Source organism: Methylosinus sp. RM1 (assembly GCF_011378635.1).
GTDB classification, from domain to species: domain Bacteria; phylum Pseudomonadota; class Alphaproteobacteria; order Rhizobiales; family Beijerinckiaceae; genus Methylosinus; species Methylosinus sporium.
The window spans coordinates 42744-64834 of sequence record NZ_WOVC01000019.1 but is presented as its reverse complement, the minus strand read 5'-3'; the positions used below and the strand labels follow the sequence as shown (position 1 = coordinate 64834).

The window sequence follows — 22091 nt, the reverse complement described above, 5'->3', positions numbered from 1 at the left end:
GACGTTCGCGGCGCGCGCTGCAATAGAAACGTCGCTCATGTGTCACGAAACGGCAGCACGCGGCGCCTAGCTTTTTCGCCATGCTGCTCGCATCCAACCGTCGTCTTTCTCTCGAACGTCTCGTTCTCGCCGAGACGGCGCTCCTGTGGCGCGATCGTCTGCTGCGCGCCGATCTCGCCGGCGTGCATCTGGTGGCGCGATCCACGCGATTTTCGCTGACGCGAATGCTCGCGATCACGATCAGCAAGCTCGGCAACGGATGGATCTATCCGATCCTCGCAGCGACGATCTTCGCTCTCGTCGGTCACGAGGCCTGGCCGGTGATCGCGCTCGGCGGACTCAACGCCGCTCTGCTGCACACGCTGTTTCCGATCATCAAGAAGCGCATCGGGCGCAAGCGTCCCTTCCATGTCGATCCGCGGCTGACGTCGCTGCTGAAAATACTCGACGAGCATTCCTTCCCGAGCGGCCATATGATGACGCTCAGCGGCGTGCTGGCGCCCATCGTTCTCGCCTGGCCTTCGGCAGCCGCTTCCGCCGCGGCGCTCGTGCTCTCCATGGCGTGGTCGCGCATCGCCACGGCGCATCACTATCCCAGCGACGTGCTCGGCGGGCTGACGATGGGCGTCGCCATGGGCTATCCGCTATCGGCCTGCATTCTCGGCCATTGGTGATCGCTGGCCGAGCGTGGCCAGCGCGCGCTCGAGCGAGCTTTTCTCCTCATGCGCATAGATCGCCATCGCATCGGCGACCTTGGTTCCGAGCGCATGTTCGAAGGCCTCGCGATTGGACGCAGCCGATAGCTCGCGCCGTCCGCCCTCCCCGAGATTCGACTGGAATATTCCCGCCGCGCTCACCGGCAGGAAATCTTCGTAAGTGATCGGCTCGGCGACGAGCGCGCCGTCGCGCAGCAGCGCCTCGACATCGCACGTTCCGGCATTCGTCTGCGCGCGCGTTTCGCCGGGCGCGTAACGGAAAAACGCGAGGCCCTGCGCGCGCGAGGTCGCGGCGTCGTCGGGAAAATCGGCGAAGCGGCGCTTCAGCTCGGCGCTATAATCCGCGATGGCATCCTCGCGCGGCGGCGCGACGGCGAGCGTTTCGGCGAGCAGCCGATCATAGAGCGCGCGGCCCTTTGCGGTCAGCGCCGCGCCACGCTGCTCGATCTCGCCGAAGCGCGCGCGATGCTCGCCGCGCACATCGTCTCGCCCGGCGAAGCGCACCGGCTCGGCGACGGCCTTGAAGCTCGTCTGCCGCAGCAGAATCGGAAACTGGCGCGGCGGCGGGCCTTCGACGATCGATTTCGGATCGAGGCCATGCTCGGCGAGCGCCGCTTGCGCGGCGTCCATGTCGAGCGTCGGCAAAGTGAGATGATTGATGTGCGGTCCGTGGAAGCAGACGACATCGGCGACGAGCGGATGCGCCTTGCGATAGGCCTCATAGACGCCGGCGGTGACTGTGGCTTCGCCGCGCCAGCGGAATGTGTGCAGCGCCTCATGCACGAAATCGATCGCCTGCGCTTCGCCGAGCCCGCCATTGGCCTCGAAAAGCTCGATGAGATGCAGGCAGCGCGGCGTGAAGATGCGGCGCCGCGCGAGAATCTCCTGCGCCTCGCGACGCAGGTCCTCGCCCTCGATGAGCTCCGGCCGCAATAGCGAGGTGAAGATGCGGAAAGGGCAACGCCTGATCGACGCCGTTTCGACCGGCCGGAAGCAGGTCGAATGGACCGGCACGCCGGCAGGCGTGAGATCATAGTAGCCGACCGGATACATGCCCATCACGGCGAACAGCCGCCGCAGTCCCGTAAGCTCTTCCGGCCGTCCGACGCGAATGGCGCCGTGGCGCTCGACGCCGATGAGATCGAAAACCCCGGAGCGGCGAAGCCGCGCCTCGAGCGCAGGATCGCGCGCCAGCGCTTCGCCGTCGATTTCGCCGACGATGCGCGCCATCTCGAGATAGCGCGGAACTTCGTCGCGATACATTTGCGTCATCGCCGCGGAGAAGATCGAGCGGATCGTGTCGGCGGAAACATGGGTCTCGGTCATGTCTGACTCCTCGAAGACGCGGACTCACACGTCGAAGACGACGCCTTGCGCGAGCGGCAGCGCGCTCGAATAATTGATCGTGTTGGTGGCGCGGCGCATATAGGCCTTCCAGGAATCCGAGCCCGCCTCGCGGCCGCCGCCGGTTTCCTTCTCGCCGCCGAAGGCGCCGCCGATCTCGGCGCCGGACGGGCCGATATTCACATTGGCGATGCCGCAATCGGAGCCTTCCGCCGAGAGGAAACGCTCCGCCTCGCGCAGATCCGTGGTGAAGATCGACGAGGCCAGGCCATGGCTCACATCGTTCTGCATATGCAGCGCCTCGCCGAGATCGCGATATTTCATCGCATAGAGGATAGGCGCGAAAGTCTCGCGGCGCGAGACCGGCGAAGGCTCGGCCAGCTCCACCAGCGCCGGCCGCGCGTAATAAGCGTCCGGCCGCTCCTGCGCGAACAGGCGTTGGCCGCCATAGATTTTTCCGCCGATGGAGGCCGCTTCGTCCAGAGCATGGCGCATGGCGCGATAAGAATCGCCGTCGATGAGCGGGCCGATGAGCGTCTTGCCCTCGCGCGGATCGCCGACCGGCGCCGAGGCGTAGGCGAGCGAGAGCCGGCCGATCAGCTGATCATAGACGGACTCGTGCACGATGAGGCGGCGCAGCGTGGTGCAGCGCTGGCCGGCGGTGCCCATGGCCGCGAAGGCGATGGCGCGCACAGAAAGATCGAGCGGCGCCGACGGACAGACGATGGCGGCGTTATTGCCGCCGAGCTCGAGAATGGAGCGCGCGAAACGCTGCGCGAGACGCGGCCCGACGGCGCGGCCCATCGCAGTGGAGCCCGTCGCCGAAACGAGCGCGACACGGTGGTCGTCGACGAGCTTTTCGCCGAGCTCGCGCCCGCCGATGACGAGAGCGGAAAGTCCCTTCGGCGCCTCGCCGAAACGCGCGAGCGCACGCTCGAACAAGGCATGAGTCGCGAGAGCGGTGAGCGGCGTTTTCTCGGAGGGCTTCCAGACGAGGGCGTCGCCGCAGACGAGCGCGACGGCGGCGTTCCACGCCCAGACCGCGACGGGAAAATTGAAGCTGGTGATGATTCCGACGACGCCGAGCGGATGCCATGTCTCCATCATGCGATGGCCGGGGCGCTCCGTCGCTATGGTGAGGCCGAAGAGCTGCCGCGACAAGCCGACGGCATAGTCGCAAATATCGATCATCTCCTGCACTTCGCCGCGCGCTTCGGAGACGATTTTGCCGGCCTCTATCGTGATGAGCTCGGCGAGCTCGTTCTTCGCCGCGCGCAATTCCTCGCCGAAGAGACGCACCAATTCGCCACGGCGCGGAGCCGGAATATTGCGCCATTCGCGAAAGGCGGCGTGCGCCTCGCCGATCGCCACATCTAAAGCATCGCTGTCTTGTGTCTTCACTCTGGCGATGACTTCGCCGGTGATCGGCGTCCGCGTGTTTAATTTTCCATCATGGAATAGCGCAGACGGAACAGTAATACGGAACATCAGCTCTTCAGCTCTCGCTGCTATATCGCTGGATTTTGTACGAGATTCCATCGCTGTGCTTCCCATCTCGCCGTTTTGCTGCTTTATTTGTCTCGCAAATAGCCCGTGTTCGATGTATTTGCAACGCGAACGTCGGAGCGGCGTAACGACGCGCTCCACGAGAAAATGGCTCGCAGAGGCTTCGTGTCCGTGAGCCGCCGATCGCCCATAGATGAAAATCGTCGAGGCGACGCCCACATAACGAACAAGCGAGGTCATTCGTTCATGAACGCCAACGTCAACTCCGCCGACAATCCGCATCGCGCGCGCAATTATGCGCCGCTTCCCGTCACGCTCTCGCGCGGCGAAGGCGCCTTTCTGTTCGATGTGAATGGACGACGCTATGTCGATATGATGAGCGCCTATTCCGCCGTCAGCCACGGCCATGCGCATCCGCGCATTCTGAAAGTTCTGACCGAGCAGGCGCAGCGGCTCGCCGTGCCCTCGCGCGCTTATTACGACGATCGTCTCGACGCCTTCCTCACGGAATTGTGCGCGCTCACCGGCCTCGATGTCGCTCTGCCGATGAACACCGGCGCCGAGGCGGTGGAGACTGCGATCAAAGCCGCGCGCCGCTATGGCCGCCGCGTGCGCGGGCTCAAGAATCCCGAGATCATCGTGGCCGAGGGCAATTTCCACGGCCGCACGACGACCATCGTCGGCTTCTCCTCGGAGCCTGCCTATCGCGACGATTTCGGTCCCTATGGCGGCGGCTTCCGCGCGGTTCCTTACGGCGATCTCGCCGCGACGGAAGCGGCGATCGGCCCCGACACTGTCGCCATTATGGTCGAGCCCGTGCAGGGCGAAGCCGGCGTCATCGTGCCGCCGGTCGGCTGGCTCTCCGGCCTGCGCAAGCTCTGCGACGCGCGCGGTCTGTTGCTGATCGTCGACGAAGTGCAGGCGGGATTGGGGCGCACCGGCGCCTGGTTCGCGTTTCAGCACGAGAATGTGAAGCCGGACGGCGTCATGCTCGGCAAGGCGCTCGGCGGCGGCGTGCTGCCGGTTTCGGCTTTCGTCGGCACGCGCGCGCTGATGGACATGTTCACGCCGGGCTCGCACGGCTCGACCTTCGGCGGCAATACGCTCGCCGCGGCCGTGGGGCTCGAAGCGCTGCATGTGATGCGCGACGAGAAGCTCGTCGAGCGCAGCCGCACGCTCGGCGAACATATGCTGCGCCGTCTGCGCAATATGGACAGTCCCGCGCTGCGCGACGTGCGCGGCATAGGCCTTTGGGCCGGAGCCGAGATCGATCCGCGCTACGCCACCGGCCGCGAAGTGTGCGAGAGCCTGTGCGAAAAGGGCGTGCTGTCGACGGTGACGCATCACAGCGTCGTGCGCCTGTCGCCGCCGCTCGTCATCGCGCGCGAGGATTTGGATTGGGCGCTCGATCGCTTCGAGGAGACGCTCGCCGAATTCGTCGAGCGCGCGCGTCCCGCCAAGCGCGCGCTGGCGAGCTGATCGCCGCCTGTCATCATTGATGCGCCGGGACGGAACGGTCTCGGCGCCGTCGTCATGCCGGGAAACGAAAGGACTCGAGATGACGCAGCCGCATTCCATGTTCGAGCCCGCGCGCCCGCCGCGCGAGGAGAAGCGCCAGCGCGTGCTGATGTGCGCGCCGGACGATTTCGACGTGCGCTATGTCATCAATCCCTGGATGGAGCATCAGATCGGCCGCACCGCGCGCTCGCTGGCGCGCGAGCAATGGCAAAATCTTCGCGCGCTCGTCGCGGAGCGCGCCGAGGTCGAGCTGGTCACGCCGGCGGCCGGCCTGCCCGACATGGTGTTCACCGCCAACGCCGGCTTCGTGCTGCGGAACGTCGCCGTCGTCAGCCGTTTCCGCGCCGAGCAGCGAAGGCCGGAGGAACCTTTGTTTCGCGCTTTTTTCGAGGCGCGCGGATTCGCCGTCGCGGCTTGGCCCGATGAGCTCGCCTTCGAAGGCGCCGGGGACGCGCTCATCGATCGCGGCGCCGATGTCGTCTGGTGCGGCCATGGAATGCGCTCGGCCGATGAGGCGCCGGCGGCGCTGGAGCGCATCATCGGGCGCCGCGTGATCGGGCTGAGGCTCGTCGATCCGCGCTTCTATCATCTCGACACTTGCTGCTGCCCGCTGGCCGGCGGCTATCTTCTCTATTATCCGCCGGCCTTCGACGCCGCCGCGCGCGCCGCGATCGAGGCGGTGGTTCCGCCCGAGAAACGCATCGCGATCGACGAAGCCGATGCGATGCGCTTCGCCTGCAACGCCGTCGATCTCGACGGATGCGTCGCTATGAACGACGCCTCGCCGCAGCTGCAGAAGCGTCTGCGCGACGCCGGCTTCGCTCCGGTCCTCACGCCGCTCTCGGAATTCATGAAGGCGGGCGGCGCCGCCAAATGCCTCACGCTGAAGCTTTCAGAGGACTGACCTTCGGCGCCGACTCACCCTGCGGGATCGTCATTGTGAATGTCGCGCCGGCGCCGAGCTGGGATGTCGCCTCTATGCGCCAGCCATGGCGCTCGCACATGGATTTGCATAGAGCGAGGCCGACGCCGGTTCCCGGATATTGCGCGAAACTGTGGAGCCGGCGCAGCGGCTCGAATATGGCCTCGGCATATTTCGGCTCGAAGCCTATGCCATCGTCGGCGACCGACAGAGCGAGCTCCGGCTCGCCCCGCATGAAAAATCGAATATTCGGCGTGCGGCCGGGCTTGCGATATTTGATCGCATTGGAGAGAAGGCTCGAAAGGCAGCGCTCGAACTGCGGCTTGTCCGCCTCCACCAGCACGCCGGGCGGAACCGAGACGACGACCCTCGCCTGCGTCTGCCGGATCAGCTCGGAGAAATCCGAGACGACGGACTCGATCTCGCGGCGAATGTCGAGCGGCTCCAGCCGCGGCGGCGTCGAGACCTGCCGCGAGAAAGCGAGCAATCCGTCGACGAGCTCCCGCGCGCGCAGCGCCGAGGCGCGCGCCACCTCGCTCGCATGGGCGGCCTCGGCGAGATCGCCCTTGGCGATCGACGCCGCGACGATATCGGCGAAGGCGGCGATCTTGCGCAGCGGCTCCTGCAGATCATGCGAGGCGATATAGGCGAATCGCCCCAGCCGCTCATTGGCGAGCTGAAGCTCATTGGCGCGCTCGACGAGCTGACGCTCGACCTCCTTGTGATGCGAGATGTCGAACACCGTCACGGCGACGAACAAGCGTCCGTCCTCGTCGCGAATCGGCGCGAGGCCGAGATGGATGGGAAATTCGGCGCCCGATTTCTTGCGCGCGCGAAGCTCCTTGTCGACGCCGAGCAAGATGCGGCGTGGCGCTCTGTAGTAATCAGCGCGCAAGGCCGGATGACGCGCGCGCGCCCCCTCCGGCAGCAGAATGTCGACCGTGCCGCCGACCAGCTCTTCGGCCGAATAGCCGAACATGTCCTCGGTCGCGCGATTGACGTAGAGAATATGATCGTCGCCGATCAGAAATCGGGCGGCGAAGGCCGATTCGACGATCATCTTCAGCTGTTCGGGCGTCGCATTCATAGCGCTTCCCCGTTTCCCCGGGCGTTTCCCATCGCTGGCTTTCGGCGCCCTTATATGGGGAGCCTGTCACGTCGAACGAGTGGGGTGCGGCCTTTGGCCGTCGATCAGAGCCTTCAGCGTGTCCAGATCGATCGGCTTCACGAGATGGAGATCGAATCCCGCCGCCTCGCAGAGCCGCCGCACCTCGTCGCCGCCGGCGCCGGTGGCGGCGAGCAGGAGAAGATCGCGCGTCTCCGGCAGCTGGCGCAGCCTGCGCGCCGTCTCATAGCCACTGATGCCGGGCAGGCCGAGATCGAGCAAGGCGACATCCGGCTTGAACGTCTGCGCCGCCTCCAGCGCGCGCAATCCGTCGCTCGCGACGCAGACCTCGTAATTCTCGAGGCGCAGCAGCTCGGCCATGGCCTCGCAGACGGCGGCGTCGTCGTCGACGATCAGAACTTTTCGCCGCGTCGTCTTCGTCTCCGACGGGACGGCGCGCGCGCCATCGAGCACGTCGCGGACCTTGCGCGCGAGACGATCGATCGAATAGGGCTTGACGATGAGCTCGACGCCCGGATCGAGCACGCCATTATGGACGACGGCGTTCGGCGTGTAGCCGGTGGTGAAGAGTATCTTCAGATCGGGCCGGCGCTTCCACGCCTCCTCGGCGAGCTTGCGGCCATTGGTGTCCGGCATCACCACATCGGTGAACAACAGGGAAATATTCGGGCACACCTCGAGCTGGCGCAGCGCGGCGGCGGCGCTCTCGGCGGCGAGCACATTATAGCCGAGCTCGGCGAGCGTGTCGGCGGTGAGATCGCGCACGCGCACATCGTCCTCGACGATCAATATCGTCTCGCTCTTCTCACTGCGCGGCGTGGAGCGCGCATGAGTGGCCGCGGCCGGCGCCACAGTCGCCGGACCGTGATGGCGCGGCAGATAGAGCTTGATCGTCGTGCCGAGGCCCTGCTCCGAATAGATGCGGACATGGCCGCCCGATTGCCGCACGAAGCCATAGACCTGGCTGAGGCCGAGCCCGGTGCCGCGGCCGGCCGGCTTGGTGGTGAAGAAAGGATCGAAAGCGCGCGCGACAGTGTCGCGGTTCATTCCGGTTCCGGTGTCGGTGACGGCGATCAGCACATATTGGCCCGGCGGAATGTCCAGCTCGCGCGCGGAATAATTCTCGTCGAGATAGGCGTTGCTCGTCTCGATCGTGAGCTTTCCGCCTCGAGGCATGGCGTCGCGCGCATTGAGCGCGAGATTGAGGATCGTCGTCTCGAGCTGGCTCGGATCGGCGAAGGCGCGCCACAGGCCGCCTGCGAAGACCGCCTCGAGACACACATCCTCGCCGAGCGTGCGGCGGAGCATCTCGGCCATCGTCGAAACCATTTTATTTGGGTCGATCGGCTCTGGCGCGAGCGGCTGGCGCCGCGAGAAAGCGAGCAGGCGATGCGTCAACGTCGCCGCATGTTCGGCGCCTTCCAACGCGCCGTCGAGATAGCGCAGCGTCTCCGCCGGGTCGGTCGAAAGTCGTCGCTTGGCGAGATTGACGCTGCCGATGACGACGGCGAGCATATTGTTGAAATCATGCGCGAGCCCCCCGGTGAGCTGGCCGATCGCCTCCATTTTCTGCGATTGCCGCAATTGCTCGGCGAGCTGCTCGCGCTGCGCCGCCTCCGCCGAGAGAGCGACATTGACGTCGCGCAGCTCCGCTTGCGCGGAGGCGATTTCGTTGAGCCGGTTGCGCAGCAGGCCGATCGTCGCCGCGCCGATGAGAATGGTGACGGAAATGGCGATCGCCGCTCCTGCGCGCAGCAGCGATCCGCTCCGCTCCACGATGCGCGATTGCGTGTCGATCATCTGCTGTTGCCGCGCGGATTTGGCGTCGAGACCGACGCGCAGGCGCTCCATGCTCGCCCGGCCGGAGCCCGCGCGCACGACCGCCAAAGCTTCCTCATGCCTTCCGCTCGCCTGCAGCTCGACCGTCTTGCGCATTTCGGCGAGCTTTTCATTGGCCAATCCGCGCAGCGCCTCCAGCGCGTCGCGCTCCTCGCCGGGCTCGCTCCCGCGCGTGAGAACGTCGAAATCCCCGGCGATATGGGCCGTCGCGGCGTCGAGCGGGGCGAGATAGGCCGCGTCATTGGTGAGCAAATATCCGCGCTGGGCCGATTCGGCCTCCTGGAGGCGATCGAGAATGCTGTGCTGAATCTGCTTTTCGCCGATCAGCTGGCCGACGTCGCGATAATCGGTCGCCTGCTTGCCGACGAAAGCGAAGGCGGCGAACAAGGACGCCGCGAGTATGGCGAAGCCCGCGTAGAGAAAGGACGATGTGTCGATGAATCTGGTGCGCATGTAACTCCTTTCGGCGCAATGGCGGGTTCGTCCGCTCGACGGCGGCGTGGCGCGCCCGACGGCAATGCTGGTCGCAATTCGCCTGCGGCTCGTCGCGCGCGGGCGAAATTTCCAATTCTCGCTGTTGGCCTGCGGGCTGTTCGCCGCTAGCCTAAGAACTCTCCGGGGCCCTTCCTCACCAGGCGGCCATGCATCTGTCGCACCTTTTTCATCCGGCGGTTACGGCATGGTTCGCCGATCATTTCCGCAATGCGACGCCGGCGCAAGCGGAAGCTTGGCCTCAAATCAAATCCGGCCGAAATATTCTGATCGCAGCGCCCACCGGCTCCGGCAAGACGCTGGCCGCCTTTCTCGCGGCCATCGACGATCTCATCCGGCAAGGCCTCGCCGGAACGCTGCCGGACGAGACGCGTATCGTCTATGTGTCGCCGCTCAAAGCGCTTTCCAACGATGTGAGCCGCAATCTCGAGGCCCCGCTGGCCGGCGTGCGCGAGCGATTGCGACAGGCCGGCCTGCCGGACGTCGACATTCGCGTGCTGGTGCGCACCGGCGACACGCCCTCGGCCGAGCGCGAGCGGATGCGCAAGCGCCCGCCGCATATTCTCGTGACCACGCCCGAATCGCTCTATGTGCTGCTCGGCTCCGAATCGGGCCGCAAGGCGCTCTCGACGACGCGCGCCATCATCGTGGACGAGATTCACGCCGTCGCGCCCAATAAGCGCGGGGCGCATCTTTCGCTCTCGCTGGAGCGGCTCGCCGCGCTCTGCGGCGACGGATTGCAGCGCATCGGCCTCTCCGCCACGCAGAATCCCATTTCCGCAGTGGCGCATTTTCTGGTCGGCGCGGGATCGGAGGCGACGCCGGCGCGCGAGCCGGGAATCGTCGATTCCGGCCATCATCGCGCCCGCGATCTCGCCATAGAGGTTCCCGGCGCGCCGCTCGAGGCGGTGATGTCGGCGGAGGTCTGGGCTCAAGTCTACGACCGGCTCGCCGAGCTGATCGCCGAGCATCGCACCACTCTGGTCTTCGTGAACACGCGCCGCCTCGCCGAGCGCATCGCGCGGGAATTGTCGGACCGTCTCGGCGAGGAGGCCGTCACCTCGCATCACGGCAGCATGGCGAAGGAGCATCGCCTGCTCGCCGAGCAGCGGCTGAAACGCGGCGAGCTGAAAGCCCTGGTGGCGACCGCCTCATTGGAGCTCGGCATCGACATCGGCGATGTGACGCTCGTCTGCCAGATCGCTTCGCCGCGCTCCATCGCGAGCTTTCTGCAGCGCGTTGGACGCTCCGGCCATGTCGTCGGCGGCCTGCCCAAGGGGCGGCTGTTACCCTTGTCGCGCGACGATCTCGTCGAATGCGCGGCGCTGCTCGACAGCGTGCGCCGCGGCGAATTGGATCAGCTCACAATTCCGCATCGCCCGCTCGACGTGCTGGCCCAGCAGATCGTCGCCGAGGTGGCGGCGCAGGAATGGGGCGAGGCCGAGCTCTATGAGCGGTTCAAGCGCGCCTGGCCCTATCGCGCATTGGAGCGCGCCGAATTCGACGATGTGGTGAAGATGCTCGCCGAGGGCTATGCGACGCGGCGCGGACGGCGCGGCGCGCTGCTGCATCATGATGCGGTGAATCACATTCTGCGCGAGCGGCGCGGCGCGCGCATGACGGCGCTCACCTCCGGCGGCGCCATCCCCGAGACCGCCGATTATCAAGTGCTGCTGGAGCCGGAGAATCACATCGTGGGCACGGTGCATGAGGATTTCGCCGTCGAGAGCATGGCCGGCGACATCTTCCAGCTCGGCAATGCCTCCTATCGCGTGCAGCGTGTGGAGCGCGGCACATTGCGCGTGGAAGATGCGCAGGGCCAGCCGCCGACCATTCCCTTCTGGCTCGGCGAGGCGCCGGCGCGCGCCGATGAGCTGTCGCTCTCCGTCTCGCGGCTGCGCGCCGAGATCGCCGAGCGTCTGCGTCGCGATCCCGGCGGCGGCGAGGCGCAGCGCTGGCTGATGGAGGAGGTCGGCGCCGCGCCGCCCGCCGCGGAGCAGCTGGTCGACTATCTCGCCGGCGCGCTCGGCGCCTTCGGCGGCGTGCTGCCGACGCAGGATTGCCTCGTGCTCGAGCGCTTCTTCGACGAAGCGGGGGGAATGCAGCTCGTCGTGCATTCGCCTTTCGGCGGGCGCATCAATCGCGCTTTCGGCCTCGCGCTGCGCAAGCGTTTTTGTCGCAAGTTCAACTTCGAGTTGCAGGCGGCGGCCACAGAGGACAATATACTCCTCTCGCTCACCACGGCGCATAGTTTCGAGCTGGCCGAGGTCGCTCATTATCTTCATTCCAACAGCGTGCGCGGCGTGCTGGTGCAGGCGATGCTCGCCGCGCCCATGTTCATGACGCGCTGGCGCTGGACGGCCGGAATCTCGCTCGCTCTGCCGCGCTTCCAGGGCGGCAAGAAAACGCCGCCGCAATTTCTGCGAATGCAGGCGGAGGATCTCGTCGCCGCCGTCTTTCCCGATCAGATCGCCTGCGCCGAAAATCTCGCCGGCGAGCGCGAGGTTCCCGACCATCCGCTGACGAACCAGACCATATGGGACTGTCTGCACGAGGCGATGGATATCGAAGGGCTGGAGCGCCTGCTGCGGCGCATGGAGTTGGGCGAGGTTCGCGTCGTCGCCTGCGATCTCACCCAGCCGTCGCCGCTGGCGCTGGAGGTGCTTTCCGCGCGGCCTTACGCTTTCCTGGACGACGCGCCGCTCGAGGAGCGCCGTGCGCAGGCGGTGATGGCGCGCCGCTGGCAGGACCCGCAGAGCGCCTCCGATCTCGGCCGGCTGGACGAGGAGGCGATCGCGCGCGTGAAGTCGGAAGCCTGGCCCGAGCCGATCGACGCCGAGGAGCTGCATGACGCGCTGCTATGGATCGGCTGCCTGACCGAGGCCGAGGTCGCCGGCGCGCCGGACTGGGCCGGCTGGCTCGAGGCGCTGGCTAAGCAAAAGCGCGTCACACGCTTCGAGACCGGACAGGCGGCCTTTTGGGTCGCGGCGGAGCGGCTGACGCAATTTCACGCGCTCTGGCCCAAGGCGCGGCTGGCGCCGACGATTTCGCCGCCCGAGAGCGAGGCGTCGGCGCTATGGTCCAGCGAGCAGGCGCTGATCGAGATTTTGCGCGGCCGGCTCGAGGGGCTGGGCCCGGTTACGCAGACGGGGCTCGCCGCAGCGCTCGGCCTCGAGCCCGCGAGTCTTGCAACCGCGCTCGTCGCGCTGGAGGCCGAGGGCACGATCATGCGCGGGCGTTTCCTGCCCGGCGCCAATGACGAGCAATGGTGCGACCGCCGCCTGCTGGCGCGCATCCACCATTACACGATCAAGCGTCTGCGCGCCGAGATCGAGCCAGTGGCGGCGCGCGACTTCCTGCGCTTTCTCTTCGATTGGCAGCATGTCGCCGAGGATTCGAGGCTGAAAGGGCCGGAGGCGCTGCCCGCCGCGCTCTCCGGGCTCGAGGGCTATGAAGCGCCGGCAGGGGCGTGGGAGACCGAAATTCTCCCTGCGCGCCTCTCCGATTACGAGACCGGATATCTCGACTCGCTCTGCCTCTCAGGCCGCATCGCCTGGGCGCGGCTGACGCCGCCCGCCGCCGCCAAAGGCGCCCGCGCCGTCTCGCCGATCAAGAGCTCGCCGGTCGCCCTTTTGGAGCGGCGACGGCTCGGCGATTGGACCTCGATCGCCACCCCCGCCGAGCCGCCGGCGCTGAGCGGCCGCGCGCAATTGGCGCTCGAGACGCTGCGCGCAGAGGGAGCGCTGTTCTTCGAGGAGCTGGTCGACGCCTCGCGCCTGCTGCGCTCCGAGCTGGAGACGGCGCTGGGCGAGCTGGCGGCGCTCGGCCTCGTCACCTCGGATAGTTTCGGCGGGCTGCGCGCGCTGCTCGTGCCTTCCGAGAAGCGCAAGCCTTTCGAAGGCGCGCGGCGGCGCGGCAAGGTGCTTTCCTTCGGCATGGAGAGCGCCGGCCGCTGGTCGCTCATTCGCCGGGCCTATGCGGCGCCCGGCTCGCAAGCGCGTCACGCTTGCGTGGAGCATATCGCGCAGGCGTTGCTGCGCCGCTATGGCGTCGTCTTCTGGCGTCTGCTGGCGCGCGAAGGCGGCTGGCTGCCGCCCTGGCGCGATCTGCTGCGCGTCTATCGACGGCTCGAGGCGCGCGGCGAAATTCGCGGCGGGCGTTTCGTCGCCGGCTTTTCCGGCGAGCAATATGCGCTGCCGGACGCGGTCGGCCTGCTGCGCGAGATTCGCCGACGGCCGGCCGACGGGCGATATGTGTCGCTGTCGGCGGCCGATCCGCTCAATCTCATCGGCGTGCTGACTCCGGGCGGGAAGCTCGCCGCGCTCACCGGCAATCGCCTGCTCTATCGCGACGGATTGCCGATCGCCGCGCTCGCGGGCGGCAAGATCGAATTTCTGACGAGCGTCGACGAAGCGACGCGGTGGGAGGCGGAGAAGCGCCTCATCCGCTCGGCCGCGCGCGGGCAGCTCGCCGATCTGGCGTGAGGCGCCGGTCGCACGCCGCCGCTGTCAGGGCTTCTGCATCTCGTCGAAGAGTGCGCCATCGACGAAGAATTTCTTCTGCGCCGCCGGCCAGCCGCCGAAGCTCTTGTCGATCGTCACCAGCTCGAGCTTGTGGAAGCGCTTCAAATCCTCGGGCGCCGCGAATTCCGGCTGCGACGGGCGATAGCCGTGCTTGGCGATCAGCGCCTGTCCCGCCGGCGTATAGAGAAAATCGAGATAGGCTTCCGCCGCCTTGCGGGTCCCCTTGGCGTCGACATTGCCGTCGACGACGGCGACGGCCGGCTCGGCGAGAATGGAGAGCGAGGGAACGACGATCTCGAATTTGTCCTTGGCGAATTCGCCGAGCGCGAGAAAGGCCTCGTTCTCCCAGGCGATGAGCACGTCGCCGAAGCCGCGCTGGGCGAAGGTCGTCGTCGAGCCGCGCGCGCCGGAGTCGAGCACCGGGGCGTTCTTGTAGATCGCCTTCACCAGCGCGGCCGTCTTGGCCTCGTCGCCGTCGAACTTCTTCAGCCCATAAGCCCAGGCGGCGAGGAAGTTCCAGCGCGCGCCGCCGCCGGTCTTGGGATTGGGCGCGACGACGACGACGCCGGGCTTGGCGAGATCGTCCCAATCCTTGATCCTCTTGGGGTTGCCCTTGCGCACCAGCAGCACGATCGTCGAGGTGTAGGGCGAGGAATTATTGGGCAGGCGCTTCTGCCAATCGGCCGGAATCTTGCCGGTCTTGCTGGCGATGGCGTCTATGTCATTGGCGAGAGCCAGCGTCACGACATCGGCGGCGAGCCCCTCTATGACGGATCGCGCCTGCGCGCCGGAGCCGCCATGCGAGGCTTGAATCTGAATGTCCTGGCCAGTCTTCTTCTTCCAATCGGCGGCGAAGGCCTTGTCGACGGCTTTGAACAATTCCCGCGTCGGATCATAGGAGACATTGAGCAGGGTCTCGCAAGAGGCCTCGGTCGAAAAGCTCACGAAAAAGGCGAGGCCGATCGCGCGCATGAGCGTGCGGAACGGGAAAAGGCCGGAGGTCGTCTGCATGTCGCTCCTCGAATGACGATCGTCAGCTAGTCTATGAGATTGGTATTCATATCGGCAAAGCAGCGCCGCGCGCAACCGGGCCGCCGACGAAAAGCGCTTCGGCGATCAGCGATTGCGGGGGCGGATGCTGGAGGTGACGTCCCAATCCTTGGGCGCGCCCTCCGCCGGGGCGAGCGCGGCCGGCCTCGGCCGAATGGGCGGCAAGGGAGCCGCCAGAATGAGGCTGTCATTGACGCCGCGCGAGGCCTGCGCCTGAAAGGCGGCGAGCGGCGGCTGGCCGCCGGGCGTGTCGACATCGTCGTCGTCCGGCCCATGGGCGACGAGCTGCGGGTCCTGCCCCGGCGGCGGCGAGACGTCGCGCGGAACCGGCTTGCAGATGCGCCGGTCGCCATGACGCCCATGCATGGCGAGATCGACGTGAATATGATTGTAGTGGAAGGAGTTGGAGCCCGGCGACAGCACGGTGGTGAAATGCCGGCACGAGCCGCCATGCACTTCGGCGAGAAAATCCTGCACCTGCTGATCGCCGCGCGTCCAATCGCGCACGATGGAGATTTCGCGCCCGTCGGCGAGCACGAAGCCGCCTATGTCCAGCGCATTGCCGAAGGAATGTTCCGAGAGCGGCGCGCCGGCCTGGGCGTTCATGCCGCGGCAGGCGTAGGAGCCCATCGAATTGATCTGCGCCACCGGCTGGCCGAAGCGCGCCATGGCCGAGGGCTGCACCACATCGGCGAGCCATTGGTCGAGCTCGGCCACCATGGAGCAATCGAGCGTCGCCCGTGCGTTGAAAGCGACGGCGCCGCCCTGCAACGCCGTGACTTTCAGCGGCCGTGTCATGCCGCAAATGCCGGGGCCGTCGATTTCCGGCGCGAATTGCACATAGGCGGAGGGCTGCACGCGCTTTTCGGCGAGGCAGGCGTTCTCCGCCTGCGCGCGCCAGGCCGGGCGCTGCGGCTTGGCCATGAAGCCGCAGCCCGACAGTCCCGCCGCGGCGAGCGGCGTCAGCAGGAGAAGCAGCAATGGCGTTACGCGACGAGCCATAGCCGCGACAATGGCGGGGGAGCGTTAACGCGGCGTCGAAAAGCTTGGTTAACGCCAACGCTTTCTCGGCTTTGCGGCCCGCGGCGACGACGAAAAAGCAGCGCCGCGGACGTCTTCGTCCGCGGCGCATTCGTCGAATTCGCGGGAGGCGATCAGCCCTGCGGCTGCTCGCGGTCGCGGCGCGCGCGCATGAAGGATTCGAACTCCGCGCGGTCGCGGGCGCGACGCAGCTCTTCGATATGCTCGGCGAATTCGCGCTCGGCTTCCGCGAGCTTGCGCCGCTCCTCCTCGAGGCGGGCGAGCTCGCTCTCGCGCCAATCGTCGAAGGCGACATTGCCCGAGGAACGCATGAAGCCCGGGCCGCGCCAGCCGCCCGAGGAGCGGCCGCTCTGCCGCCCGCTGGCCTCGTTCCAGCGCGCCTGGACATCGGCCGCGCGTTCCTGCGCGAAGGCGAAGAGATCGCCCTCATAGCCGAATTTGCGCTGCCAGACCTTGAAGAGGACGATAGCGAGCCCGATCGGCCAGAAGACGATGAAGCCGAGGACCATCGCGAAAATTTCGAGCGGCTTCCACGGCCGTCCGCAATCTCCGAAGCGATCTTGCGGATCGTAGCCCATGCGGGAGTGACGATGACAGCCCATATTCGGACTCTCCAGTTCCTTCGCCCATCGCAGGCGCGCGCGGACGATCCACGCGCCGCCGCTGCGATGTAAATGTAATATACATTAACATCACTGTTTCGCCAAGGGGTCCCCGCCATTGGTCCCCGCCATTTCGGCCGCCCTCATTTCGATTCCGGCGCGCCGGCGCGCTATGCTGCGCGCGGCTCTCTGGCGAATCGCATCATGCCCGAATTTTCCGAGGAGAACGCCCGCGCGCTCCTCGCTCTGGCGACCTTCATCGGCGCCGCGGCGCTGCCTTTTCTGTTCCGCGTCGCCTTCGGCCGGCGCAGGCGCAAGGGTCGTTCGCGCGCTTTCGTCTCGGTCGCGCTCGCGCTCGGCCGGCGGCGACGCCTCGTGCTGCTGCGCACTGCCGGGGCCGAGCGGCTGCTCCTGCTCGGCGAAAAGAGCGATCTCGCCATCGAAGCCGACGTCGCCGCCGCCGCGCCGCCGCCGGCCGAGGAGCCGCAAGAGCCCTCTCAGCTCCGAGGACTGTTTCCGCTCGGCCTCGTCTCGCTCCTCGCCGGCGTCGCCGTGGGGACGCTCTGCGGCGCCTTCCGCCTCGCGCTGGACGCCGCCGGACGTCTGCGCTCCTCGATCCCCGATTGGTTCGCGGACCGCCCTCTGCTCGGCGTCGCGATCATGGCGGCGGGCGCGGCGCTCGCCGCGGGGCTCGCCGCCTTTCTGGTGCGCCGTTTTGTTCCGGCCGCGGTCGGCAGCGGCATTCCGCATGTCGAATCGGTGATCGACGGCGACGAGCCGCCTTCCCCGCCGCTGCTGCTGCCGGTGAAATTCGTCGGCGGCCTGTTGGCGATCGGCGCGGGCCTCGCGCTCGGCCGGGAGGGGCCGTCGGTGCAGATGGGCGCGACGCTCGCCCATCAGTTCGGCTGCTATTTCCGCTATGACTGGCGCGATCAGCAATCGCTGCTCGCCGCCGGCGCCGGAGCCGGGCTCGCCGCCGCCTTCAACGCCCCGCTCGCCGGCGCGGCCTTCGTGCTCGAGGAATTGCTGCGCCGCTTCGACATGCGCCACGCGACCATAGCGCTCGGCGCTTCGGTCGGCGCCATATCGGTGGTGCGATTGATGGACGGGCCGACTCCGGAGCTGAGCGTCGCCACACATTATCAGACCGGAACATTGGACATTCCCCTCGGCCTCGCGCTCGGCGCCGCCATGGGGCTCGCCAGCCTCGCCTATAATCGCGCCATTCTCGGCGCGCTGGACATCGCCGATCGCTCGCGCTGGCCGGCCGAGACAAAAGCCGCGCTCGTCGGCGCCGGCGTCGGCGCCATCGGCTTTCTCGCGCCCGACCTCGTCGGCGGCGGCGATAATCTCACGCAAAAGACGCTGGACGGCGCCTTTGCGCTCGACGTTCTGCCGCTCGTCTTCGCATTGCGCTTCGCGCTCGGAGTCGTCTCCTATGCAGCAGGGACTCCCGGCGGCTTATTCGCCCCGCTGCTGGCGCTGGGCGCCGAGATCGGCCTCTTCTTCGGCCTGCTGATCGCGGGCCTTTTCATTCCCGGCGAGGATGCGCAGGCGATGGGCATGAAATTCGCGCTCATCGGCATGGCGGCTTTCTTCGCCGCCGTGGTGCGCGCGCCGCTGACCGGCATGATCCTCATCACCGAGATGACGGATAATTCCGAGCTTCTGCTGCCCATGCTGGCGGCCTGCTTTTCCGCAATGGCGATCGCCGCCGTCTGCCGCAACGAGCCGATCTACGACGCGCTGAAGGATCGCTCGGCGCGTCTCGCGCGGCGGGCGGAAACTTAAGCCGAGGGGGTCTCCGCCCGGCGGACGGCAGCCTCCATCAAATTGCGCGCCGCCGCGTCGAGCACGGGCGCAGGATCGAGCCCCTTGGCGGCGTCGAGATGGCCGGAGATGGACAGCATGGCGACGCCATGGGCGAGCGCCCAGAGCTGCAGCGCCAGCTTGCGCGCGCCCTGGGCCGGCGCTCCGCGCTGCTGGAGAAAGGCGACCACCGAGCGCCAGAGGATTTCCAGCGCATGATCGGCGGCATCGGCGGAGGGCTCGCTCGCCAGCGTCGCCGCCGAGCCGAACATTGCGGCATAGAGGCCCGGCTCGTCGCGGGCGAAGGCGAGATAGGCCGCGCACATGCGCCACAAGGCGGCCGCGGCGTCGGGGCGCCCTTCGTCCCAGGCTTTCTCGATCGCCGCGCCGAAGGAGAGAAAGCCGCGGCGCGCGACCTCGTTCAGCAAATCCTCGCGGCTGGCGAAATGGCGATAGGGCGCGGCCGCGGTCACGCCGACGCGCTTGGCCGCCTCGCCGAGGCTGAGATTGGCCGGCCCGCCTTCCGCCAGCAGCTCGAGCGCAGCCTCGACCAGCGCCTCCTTGAGGGCGCCATGGTGATATTTGCGCTTGATGGTCATTCCAGGCGGCGTGCGTCGTGGCGAAAAGTTCGGCGCAGGGGTCGCACAGATGGGCGAGGAAGGGAAGCGGGCGCGCCGAACGGTCGGGCCCGGCGTGCTTCGAGACGCGCCTTTCGAGCGCTCCTCGGCGCGACGAGCTCCAGAAGGCGGAAGTTTAGCCCTGCTCCGGCCGCACCATATGCTCTTTGAGCACCTGCTCCGTGCCGGCGTCGATCTCTTGCAGCAGCACCTCATAGCCCCAGAGATTGGCGAGATGCCCGAGCACCATTGCGGCGTTGGTCAGTTCCAGCATCTTGCCGTCGCGCACGCGATGATGCAGCACCAGCTTGCGATTGCCGGCGAGATCGACATCGACGATCTGAATGTCCGGCGCGTATCCCCCCACCTCGTATTGCGCGGAGAGGCTGCGGCGCAGATCGCGATAACCGCGCTCATTATGGATCGCCGAGACCTCGAGATGCGGCTGCTCGCGATCGTCGACGACATGGAACAGCCGCCAATTGCGAATGAGCCGCGGGCTCAGGAATTGCGCGATGAAGCTGTCGTCGCGATAATTCGCCCAGACATGGCGCAGCACTTCCATCTCGTCGCCGGTTCCGGCGATCTCGGGGAACCAATAGCGGTCCTCCTCGGTCGGCTCGCGCACGATGCGCTCTATGTCGCGCATCATGTCGAAGCCGAGCGCATAAGGATTTATGCCGCTATAGGAAGGGCTGTCGTAGAAGGGCTGCCGCGTGGCGTTGGTGTGCGAGGTGAGAAACTCGAGGAAGCTGCCGTCGTCGATCTGTCCCGTCTCGTGCAGGCGGCCCAGCAGACGATAATGGCAATAGGTGGCGCAGCCCTCGTTCATCACCTTGGTCTGCTGCTGCGGATAGAAATATTGCGCGATGAGCCGCACGATGCGCAGCACCTCGCGCTGCCAGGGTTTTAGACGCGGCGCGGCCTTCTCGAGGAAATAGAGGATGTTCTCCTGCGGCAGGCCGAGCAGGGCGCGGCGCTTGTCGCCCGCCATCTGCTTTGCGCCGCGCGCGCGGCCGGGCACGGTGCGCCAGAGATCGTCATAGACGCGCTCGCGCTCCTCCTTGCGATCCTGCTCGCGCTTCTCCTCCATATGGAGATTGAGCGGACGCTTGCGCGGATAGCGGTCTATGCCTTGCGGCATCAGCGCATGGGCGGCGTCGAGCAGGCGCTCCACTTCCGCATGGCCGTAGCGCTCCTCGCAATTGGCGATATAGGCCTTGGCGAAAGAGAGATAGTCGAGAATGCCTTCGGGATCGGTCCATTGCCGGAACTGGTAATTATGCTTGAAGAAGTGATTATGGCCGAAGGCGGCGTGCGCGATCACCAGCGTCTGCATAGTGGCGGAATTCTCCTCCATTATGTAGCTGATGCAGGGATCGGCGTTGATGACGATCTCATAGGCGAGGCCCTGCAGCCCCATGCGGTAGATGCCCTCGTGCTGGGCGAAGCGCTTGCCGAACGACCAATGCTTGTAGAAGAGCGGCATGCCGGTCGAGGCGTAGGCGTCGAGCATCTGCTCGGCGGTGATGATCTCGATCTGGTTGGCGAATGTATCGAGCCCGAGCTCCTTGTGCGCAATGTCCGCGACCGCGTCGTGGATGCGCTGGATCGTGCCGAAATCCCAGTCCTTGCCTTCATAGAGCAGCTCGCCGCGCATCAGCCGACCTCCGCCGTCTTGGCCACGCGCCGCTGAAACAATTGCCGGAACACGGAATAAATATGCTCGCGCCGCGAGACTCGCCGCATCTGGAATTTCTCATTTTCCTTTTGCAGCGCGGCATAGGTGAGCCACAGCGAGCTCTGCCCGTGATGCGGCACATAGCCATGCGTCTCGGCATTCGGCCCGCTCACTTCCACATAGGCGAAATATTGGCACAGCGGCAGAATGTGATTTTGCAGCAATTCGCGCGTCTGCGGATTGTCGCTGGAGAGATTGTCGCCGTCGGACGCCTGCGCGGCGTAAATATTCCAGACGCCGGGATCATAGCGCTCGCGAATGACCTTCAGCATCTCCTGCAGCGCGGAGGAGACCATTGTGCCGCCGGTCTCGGCGGAGCGGAAGAATGTGTCCTCGTCCACCTCGCCGGCGCGATCCGTATGGCGGATGAAGACGATCTCGACGCGCTTGTAGCGGCGCGTCAAAAACACATGCAGCAGCATGAAGAAGCGCTTGGCGAGATCCTTCATATGCTCGGTCATGGAGCCGGAGACGTCCATGAGGCAGAACATCACCGCCTGCGTCACCGGCTTGGGAAAACGCTCGAAGCGGCGATAGCGCAGATCGATGGGATCGAGATAGGAGATGCGCGCCCTTTTGTGGCGCAGCGCCTCGAGCTCGGCGGAAAGGCGCTCGACCTCCGCCTCGTCGCGGCTCTGCGCCTCCGCGAGGCGGCGCTCGAGATCGTCGACCGCCGATTGCTTGGGACGCTTCAGCGCGATGCGGCGCGAGAGCGATGTTTGCAGCGTGCGATGCAGCGCGAGATTGGCCGGCGTTCCCGTGGTGGTGTAGCCGGCGCGGCGCAGCCCTTCCTTCTCTGTCTGCGCGACGCGTCTTTTGGCGAGATCGGGCAGCTCGAGATCGTCGAGGAATATGCTCAAAAATTCGTCACGTGTCAGGATGAAGCGAAATGCGTCCTCCTGGCCGTCGCCGCGGCCGACCTGTCCGCCGGAGCCGTCGCCATCGCCCTCGCCACGCGGACGCTCGATGAGATCGCCCTCGACATAATCCTTGTTGCCGGGCAGCACGAGATCGCGCCGCGAGCCTTGCGTATGGCGGAAAGTGGGCTCGCGCGTGCCCTCGGAGGGAATGGAAATCTCTCCGGGGCTATCGAGGTCGCCGATCGCGCGGTCCTTGCTCGCCTCGCGAACCGCCTTCTCCACCATATCCTTGGCGCGGCGCAAGAAGCGCTGGCGGTTCGCGAAGCTCTTGCCTCCGGGATTGAGCCGACGATCGACGATGTGCATCGTTCCATCACCCGTTCTT

The 22091-nt window shown here is 66.5% G+C and carries 15 protein-coding genes; 5 read left to right on the top strand and 10 right to left on the bottom strand.

The annotated features are described in order from the left end of the window. Positions 1-80 precede the first annotated feature (80 nt). Entirely contained in the window at positions 81-674 is a 594-nt protein-coding gene (locus FMZ75_RS13860) for a phosphatase PAP2 family protein (protein ID WP_108915243.1), read from the top strand. Here FMZ75_RS13860 and FMZ75_RS13855 read toward each other — a convergent pair. Both FMZ75_RS13855 and FMZ75_RS13850 read right to left on the bottom strand, forming a co-directional pair. After that, the gene (locus tag FMZ75_RS13855) at positions 645-2042 is read right to left on the bottom strand and encodes a VOC family protein (protein ID WP_166143583.1); all 1398 of its coding nucleotides are present in this window, start codon (positions 2040-2042) and stop codon (positions 645-647) included. The two genes, FMZ75_RS13860 and FMZ75_RS13855, sit on opposite strands and share 30 nt — an antisense overlap. A 24-nt stretch (positions 2043-2066) precedes the next feature. After that, positions 2067-3599, bottom strand: coding sequence for an aldehyde dehydrogenase family protein (locus FMZ75_RS13850; protein WP_166143581.1), 1533 nt, complete (start codon positions 3597-3599; stop codon positions 2067-2069). A 213-nt stretch (positions 3600-3812) separates the two neighbouring features. Between FMZ75_RS13850 and rocD the strand changes: the two genes are divergently transcribed. Both rocD and FMZ75_RS13840 read left to right on the top strand, forming a co-directional pair. Then, positions 3813-5045 carry an ornithine--oxo-acid transaminase gene (rocD, locus tag FMZ75_RS13845; RefSeq protein WP_166143579.1) on the top strand — a complete coding sequence of 411 codons (1233 nt, stop codon included), beginning with the start codon at positions 3813-3815 and terminating at the stop codon, positions 5043-5045. Between the two features lie 79 nt (positions 5046-5124). Then, the gene (locus FMZ75_RS13840; protein ID WP_166143577.1) at positions 5125-5988 is read left to right on the top strand and encodes a dimethylarginine dimethylaminohydrolase family protein; all 864 of its coding nucleotides are present in this window, start codon (positions 5125-5127) and stop codon (positions 5986-5988) included. Here the strand turns inward: FMZ75_RS13840 and FMZ75_RS13835 are convergent. Then, positions 5963-7093 (bottom strand): ATP-binding protein, encoded by a 1131-nt coding sequence (locus tag FMZ75_RS13835; RefSeq protein WP_166143575.1) that lies wholly within the window; start codon positions 7091-7093, stop codon positions 5963-5965. The two genes, FMZ75_RS13840 and FMZ75_RS13835, sit on opposite strands and share 26 nt — an antisense overlap. Before the next feature lie 66 nt (positions 7094-7159). Continuing rightward, entirely contained in the window at positions 7160-9424 is a 2265-nt protein-coding gene (locus FMZ75_RS13830) for a response regulator (protein ID WP_166143573.1), read from the bottom strand. 188 nt (positions 9425-9612) lie between these two features. Between FMZ75_RS13830 and FMZ75_RS13825 the strand changes: the two genes are divergently transcribed. Next, positions 9613-13947 carry a DEAD/DEAH box helicase gene (locus FMZ75_RS13825; RefSeq protein WP_166143571.1) on the top strand — a complete coding sequence of 1445 codons (4335 nt, stop codon included), beginning with the start codon at positions 9613-9615 and terminating at the stop codon, positions 13945-13947. Positions 13948-13971: 24 nt separating this feature from the next. Here the strand turns inward: FMZ75_RS13825 and FMZ75_RS13820 are convergent, their stop codons facing one another. The 3 genes from FMZ75_RS13820 to FMZ75_RS13810 form a co-directional block, all read right to left on the bottom strand. Beyond that, positions 13972-14958: a sulfate ABC transporter substrate-binding protein gene (locus FMZ75_RS13820; protein ID WP_166143600.1), complete on the bottom strand. Its 987-nt coding sequence runs from the start codon at positions 14956-14958 to the stop codon at positions 13972-13974. A gap of 144 nt (positions 14959-15102) precedes the next feature. Continuing rightward, on the bottom strand, positions 15103-16038 hold the full coding sequence (locus tag FMZ75_RS13815; RefSeq protein ID WP_166143569.1) for an extensin family protein: 936 nt from the start codon (positions 16036-16038) through the stop codon (positions 15103-15105). Between the two features lie 152 nt (positions 16039-16190). After that, positions 16191-16679, bottom strand: coding sequence for a DUF2852 domain-containing protein (locus tag FMZ75_RS13810; protein ID WP_108915252.1), 489 nt, complete (start codon positions 16677-16679; stop codon positions 16191-16193). Positions 16680-16883: 204 nt separating this feature from the next. Here FMZ75_RS13810 and clcA point away from each other — a divergent pair, with 204 nt between their 5' ends. After that, positions 16884-18470 (top strand): H(+)/Cl(-) exchange transporter ClcA, encoded by a 1587-nt coding sequence (clcA, locus tag FMZ75_RS13805; RefSeq protein ID WP_166143567.1) that lies wholly within the window; start codon positions 16884-16886, stop codon positions 18468-18470. On the opposite strand, the gene FMZ75_RS13800 is transcribed toward clcA, so the two are convergent. From FMZ75_RS13800 to FMZ75_RS13790, 3 genes are all read right to left on the bottom strand, one after another. After that, positions 18467-19087 (bottom strand): TetR/AcrR family transcriptional regulator, encoded by a 621-nt coding sequence (locus FMZ75_RS13800; RefSeq protein WP_166143565.1) that lies wholly within the window; start codon positions 19085-19087, stop codon positions 18467-18469. The genes clcA and FMZ75_RS13800 overlap by 4 nt on opposite strands. Positions 19088-19241: 154 nt before the next feature. Then, positions 19242-20765 (bottom strand): SpoVR family protein, encoded by a 1524-nt coding sequence (locus FMZ75_RS13795; protein WP_166143563.1) that lies wholly within the window; start codon positions 20763-20765, stop codon positions 19242-19244. Then, the gene (locus FMZ75_RS13790; protein ID WP_166143561.1) at positions 20765-22072 is read right to left on the bottom strand and encodes a YeaH/YhbH family protein; all 1308 of its coding nucleotides are present in this window, start codon (positions 22070-22072) and stop codon (positions 20765-20767) included. The genes FMZ75_RS13795 and FMZ75_RS13790 overlap by 1 nt, the downstream gene beginning before the upstream one ends. Between the last annotated feature and the right edge of the window lie 19 nt (positions 22073-22091).

Excerpts from the sequence above, each read along its gene's own strand:
- FMZ75_RS13855 (WP_166143583.1), bottom strand. The coding sequence starts at position 2,042 with ATGACCGAGACCCATGTTTCCGCCGACACGATCCGCTCGATCTTCTCC.
- clcA (WP_166143567.1), top strand. The coding sequence starts at position 16,884 with ATGCCCGAATTTTCCGAGGAGAACGCCCGCGCGCTCCTCGCTCTGGCG.
- rocD (WP_166143579.1), top strand. The coding sequence starts at position 3,813 with ATGAACGCCAACGTCAACTCCGCCGACAATCCGCATCGCGCGCGCAAT.
- FMZ75_RS13790 (WP_166143561.1), bottom strand. The coding sequence starts at position 22,072 with ATGCACATCGTCGATCGTCGGCTCAATCCCGGAGGCAAGAGCTTCGCG.
- FMZ75_RS13795 (WP_166143563.1), bottom strand. The coding sequence starts at position 20,765 with ATGCGCGGCGAGCTGCTCTATGAAGGCAAGGACTGGGATTTCGGCACG.
- FMZ75_RS13835 (WP_166143575.1), bottom strand. The coding sequence starts at position 7,093 with ATGAATGCGACGCCCGAACAGCTGAAGATGATCGTCGAATCGGCCTTC.
- FMZ75_RS13850 (WP_166143581.1), bottom strand. The coding sequence starts at position 3,599 with ATGGAATCTCGTACAAAATCCAGCGATATAGCAGCGAGAGCTGAAGAG.
- FMZ75_RS13840 (WP_166143577.1), top strand. The coding sequence starts at position 5,125 with ATGACGCAGCCGCATTCCATGTTCGAGCCCGCGCGCCCGCCGCGCGAG.
- FMZ75_RS13815 (WP_166143569.1), bottom strand. The coding sequence starts at position 16,038 with ATGGCTCGTCGCGTAACGCCATTGCTGCTTCTCCTGCTGACGCCGCTC.
- FMZ75_RS13830 (WP_166143573.1), bottom strand. The coding sequence starts at position 9,424 with ATGCGCACCAGATTCATCGACACATCGTCCTTTCTCTACGCGGGCTTC.
- FMZ75_RS13820 (WP_166143600.1), bottom strand. The coding sequence starts at position 14,958 with ATGCGCGCGATCGGCCTCGCCTTTTTCGTGAGCTTTTCGACCGAGGCC.
- FMZ75_RS13860 (WP_108915243.1), top strand. The coding sequence starts at position 81 with ATGCTGCTCGCATCCAACCGTCGTCTTTCTCTCGAACGTCTCGTTCTC.
- FMZ75_RS13800 (WP_166143565.1), bottom strand. The coding sequence starts at position 19,087 with ATGACCATCAAGCGCAAATATCACCATGGCGCCCTCAAGGAGGCGCTG.
- FMZ75_RS13810 (WP_108915252.1), bottom strand. The coding sequence starts at position 16,679 with ATGGGCTGTCATCGTCACTCCCGCATGGGCTACGATCCGCAAGATCGC.
- FMZ75_RS13825 (WP_166143571.1), top strand. The coding sequence starts at position 9,613 with ATGCATCTGTCGCACCTTTTTCATCCGGCGGTTACGGCATGGTTCGCC.